2 protein-coding genes are annotated in these 809 nt (G+C 69.3%); both read right to left on the bottom strand.

The features are described 5' to 3' along the window. Positions 1-429: ATP-binding cassette domain-containing protein (locus OO48_RS33945; RefSeq protein ID WP_033223502.1), on the bottom strand; the 429-nt coding region annotated here is incomplete at its 3' end. Next, positions 419-809 (bottom strand): oligopeptide/dipeptide ABC transporter ATP-binding protein (locus OO48_RS33940; protein ID WP_033223501.1); only part of this gene is annotated, 391 nt, incomplete at its 5' end. The genes OO48_RS33940 and OO48_RS33945, both read right to left, overlap by 11 nt.

The following is an 809-nucleotide window of genomic DNA, read 5'->3' as shown; positions in this document are numbered from 1 at the left end:
CTCGCCGATGATGTCACCGACCGTCATGCGCGGGTTCAGCGAGGTGTACGGGTCCTGGAACACCATCTGGATGTTGCGGCGCACCGCCTTGAGCGCGGAGCCGGACAGGTGCGAGATCTCCTCGCCCTTGTACTTCACCGACCCGGCGGTGGCGGGTTCCAGGTTCATCAGGACCTTGGCGAGGGTGGACTTGCCGCAGCCGGACTCGCCGACGATGCCGAGCGTCTCGCCCTGCATCAGGTCGAAGGAGACCCCGTCGACGGCTTTGACCGCGCCGACCTGCTTCTTGAACAGGACGCCCTTGGTCAGCGGGAAGTGCTTGACCAGGTCGCGCACCTCCAGGATGGGTTCGCCGCGCGGCACGTCCTGGGCGAACGCGACCTCCTCGGGGGTGGTCGCCCCTAGCGGGGTGGCACCGTTAACCGTCACGGAGGGTCTCCTTCCAGAAGAAGCAGGCGCTGTGCCGCCCGGGCAGCGGCGTCCCGTCGTCCGCGGTCACCTCGGCCAGCGGCGGCACCTTCTGCCGGCAGATGTCCTGCGCCCGCGGGCAGCGCGGGTTGAACGCGCAGCCGGGCGGGATCCGCAGCAGGTTGGGCGGCAGGCCCTTGATCGCGAAGAGCTCCTGGCCCTTCTGGTCGAGCCGCGGGATCGACCGGAGCAGGCCCTCGGTGTAGGGGTGGGCGGGGTTGGCGTACAGGTCGTGCACCGGCGCGGTCTCGACGATCCGGCCCGCGTACATGACGGCGATCTTGTCGGCGACGTCGGCGACCACGCCGAGGTCGTGGGTGATCAGGATCAGGCCCATGTGG

The sequence above is a fragment of the Kitasatospora phosalacinea genome (genome assembly GCF_000716545.1).
GTDB classification, from domain to species: Bacteria; Actinomycetota; Actinomycetes; order Streptomycetales; family Streptomycetaceae; genus Kitasatospora; species Kitasatospora phosalacinea.
This window is presented reverse-complemented; position numbering and strand designations above follow the sequence as displayed.